General features: G+C 70.4%; 3 protein-coding genes. 1 reads left to right on the top strand and 2 read right to left on the bottom strand.

Annotated features, from left to right (window positions below; all coding sequences use genetic code 11):
- Positions 1–150 precede the first annotated feature (150 nt).
- Both AC13HU_RS34750 and AC13HU_RS34745 read right to left on the bottom strand, forming a co-directional pair.
- The gene (locus tag AC13HU_RS34750) at positions 151–1,035 is read right to left on the bottom strand and encodes an aldo/keto reductase (protein ID WP_483045984.1); all 885 of its coding nucleotides are present in this window, start codon (positions 1,033–1,035) and stop codon (positions 151–153) included.
- A 16-nt stretch (positions 1,036–1,051) separates the two neighbouring features.
- Complete coding sequence (locus AC13HU_RS34745) at positions 1,052–1,990, bottom strand: NAD-dependent epimerase/dehydratase family protein (RefSeq protein WP_483045983.1); 939 nt, start codon at positions 1,988–1,990, stop codon at positions 1,052–1,054.
- Between the two features lie 70 nt (positions 1,991–2,060).
- Between AC13HU_RS34745 and AC13HU_RS34740 the strand changes: the two genes are divergently transcribed.
- The gene (locus tag AC13HU_RS34740) at positions 2,061–2,972 is read left to right on the top strand and encodes a LysR family transcriptional regulator (RefSeq protein WP_483045982.1); all 912 of its coding nucleotides are present in this window, start codon (positions 2,061–2,063) and stop codon (positions 2,970–2,972) included.
- The last annotated feature ends 139 nt before the right edge of the window (positions 2,973–3,111 follow it).

Raw genomic sequence — 3,111 nt, 5'->3', positions numbered from 1 at the left:
CACCAGGGCGACCAGGACCACGACTGGGAACACGACGACTACAGCCACCGGGCGTACCGAGCCGGCGAACCGCCCACCCGGTGCCGATGCAGCGACACGCACCAGGTCCCGGCCGTCCTCGGTCACGGTCGGCGAGCGACGTGACCCGCCTCAGCCCGGCAGAGCGTCCTCAAGCTGCGTCAGCTCTTCCATGCTCAGTGTGAGATCCGTGGCCTTGGCCGAGTCGCGGATGGAGGCCGGTCGGCTGGCTCCCGGTACGGGAATCACTGCCGGGGAGCGGGCGAGCAGCCAGGCCAGGGCGATCTGCTGGGCGCTGACGCCGCGGTCGTCGGCAATGCGGTGGAAGGCAGTGCTGGCGGAGGTGGGGCCGGAAGGGCCGTCGAGGGAGCTGCGCCGGATGCCGCCCAACGGGCTCCAGGGTAGGAAGGCCAGGCCCAGCTGTGTACTCAGCCGCAGCTCGGGCTCGCTGTCGCGGACGGCAGGGGAGTACTGGTTCTGCACGGAGACGAGTCGGTTGCCCAGGATCTGATGCGCCTGGCGGATCTGGGCGGTGGTGACGTTGGAGATCCCGGCGGCGCGGATCGTGCCGGCGTCGAGCAGCTCGCACAGCGCGCCGACGGACTCTGCCCAGGGCACGGCCGGGTCAGGCTTGTGCAGCTGGTACAGGCCGATCGCGTCGACGCCCAGGCGCTTGGCGGAGGCTTCGGCGGCGCGCTTGAGATGTTCCGGGGTGGCGGTGACGGTCCAGCTGCCGTCGCCGGGCCGACCGCGGCCGCCCTTCGTGGCCACCAGGACGTCGGAGGTGTCGCCGCCGTAGCGGGCCAGGGCTCGGGCGATCAGCAGTTCGTTGTGGCCCACTTCGTCGGCGTGCCAGTGGTAGCTGTCGGCGGTGTCGATGAGCGTGACGCCGGCGTCGAGGGCTGCGTGGATGGTGGCGATGGCCCGCGTCTCGTCCGGGCGGTGCTCGATGGACAGCGGCATGGCACCCAGGCCGATGGCGCTGACGGTGGTATGGGCGATGGTGCGGTACTGCATGATGGCTCTGCTCCTCTCAGGCGGCAGGTGACGGCTCGATGTCGAGGGCTTCGAGAACGGCGCCGGGCAGCCAGTCGGTGGTGCGGGAGAAGGAAAAGCCCAGCTGCTTCGCGTGTGCGTTGCTCATGGCGTAGTGGCGGTCGAAGGAGAACGGCGAAGCCTCCTCGCCCGACGGGACAGTCCGGTAGACGGGCTCCCGGCCGACCTGTGTGGCGATGATCGCGGCGAGGTCGTATACGTCGAGCGGGCCGTCGGAACAGGCGTTGACCGGACCGGTGAAGTCGGCTGTGGTCGCCCACATCAGCAGGTCCGCCAGCTCCTCGTAGTGGATGAAGACCGTGGGCAGCGCCTTCGCGTGCACAGTGATCTCATCGCCCCGGGCGATGCGCTCGGCGTAGTGCGCCAGCCGGCCGGTGAACTCCTGCGCACCGCCGCCGAGCACATGGGCGCTGCGCACACTGGCGAACTCGAAGCTGCCGGCGTGGGTGAAGACGGCCTCCGCCTGGCGCTTGCCCTCGGCGTAGTGCGCCTCCAGGTACGCGTGGTCGTGCCAGGGCAGGTCCATGGCCACCAGCCAGCTGGCCGGGTCCACGCTCTCCTCCGGCACCGGCGTGCCCGGCGGGACAGTCGGCAGCGCGGCGGTCACCGGGTCGTAGACCTCGATCGTCGAGGTCATGACGTAGCGCCGGGTGCGGCCGGCGAAAACGCGGGCGGCGACAGCGGCCTGCACGGGGGTGTAGCAGACCTGATCGACAACCACGTCGAAGGTCCGCCGGCCGAGCACGGCGATGAGGGCGGCCTCGTCGTTACGGTCGACGACCAGATGCTCGACACCGGCGGGCGGCTGGGCGGAGCCACGGTTGATCACAGTGACCTGATGACCCGCCGCCCGCAGGCGCTTCACCAGGAGCTTTCCGAAGTACCGGCTTCCGCCGATGACGCAGATCTTTTGCATGCCCCGATCCTGGACGTCTACCGTCATCAGTAGAAGTACCGACTTACTGGATGCGTATTAAGGAGAACTGTTGATCGACGTGCAGCGGCTCCGTGTCCTGCGGGCGGTGGCAGAGCACGGCAGCTTCAACCAGGCGGCCACGGCCCTCCGTCTCACCCCCTCGGCCGTCTCCCAGCACGTGGCCGCCCTGGAGCGCAGCCTCGGCGCCCGGGTCGTCGCCCGCAGCACCCGCGGCGTCACCCTCACCCCGGCCGGCCAGATCATGGTCGGCGCCGCCGAATCTGTCGCCGCCGAGCTCGAACACGCAAAGCAGCAGATCGACCAGCTCAGCACCGGGCGCGCCCAGCTCACCGTCGCCACCTTCACCAGCGGCGGCAGGATCCTGCTGCCCGCCGCTCTCACCCGGCTCATGGCAGCCCATCCCCGCACCGTGCTCCACATCAGGGAGGGCGAACCCGAGGACATCCTGCCGCTCGTCCGCCAGGGCGCCGTCGACCTCGCACTCGCCTACCACTTCGACGGCCCGCTACCCGCCTGGCCGGGCCCCACCTCCGGCCTGGAGTGGACCCCACTCCTGGAAGACCCCCTGCACGTCGTCCTGCCGGAAAGGCATCGGCTGGCCGGGAGCGACGTACTCGACCTGGCCCAGCTGGCAGCCGAGCCCTGGGTGCTCGGCTGCCTGAAGACCGAGGCATACCTGCGCCGCTACGCCCAGCGTGCCGGCTTCGACCCGCAAGTGCGCGGCACCACCACCGACTACTTCTTCGCCCGCTCACTCGTCGCCGCGGGCATCGGCATCTCCCTGATCCCCTCCATCGCGCTCGCCCCGGAGATCCCTGGTCTACGCGCCGTCCCGATCAAACCGCCGGGGCCGATCCGGCACATCGGCGTCGCCGCAATCAGCCGTAGCGACCGGCCCCACGTCACGACGCTCATCCAAGCCCTTCGCGAGCAGGCAGTGCAGCAGCACTCGGGGCATTGACCCCACCTCGGGCAACCCCGGAGCGCCGCCGCGACCTTCCCTGTGTCCTCCACCGGCAGCGGTCCCCGCGTCGTACCGTGCTCGGCCGGCGAGGTCCCCCCGACCAGTTGGCCCGGCTGCGCCTCACCCACTGCTGTCC

Source organism: Streptomyces sp. NH27 (assembly GCF_056859195.1).
This window is presented reverse-complemented; position numbering and strand designations above follow the sequence as displayed.

Coding starts and splice junctions, on each gene's coding strand:
- AC13HU_RS34750 (WP_483045984.1), bottom strand. CDS start 1,035: ATGCAGTACCGCACCATCGCCCATACCACCGTCAGCGCCATCGGCCTG.
- AC13HU_RS34745 (WP_483045983.1), bottom strand. CDS start 1,990: ATGCAAAAGATCTGCGTCATCGGCGGAAGCCGGTACTTCGGAAAGCTC.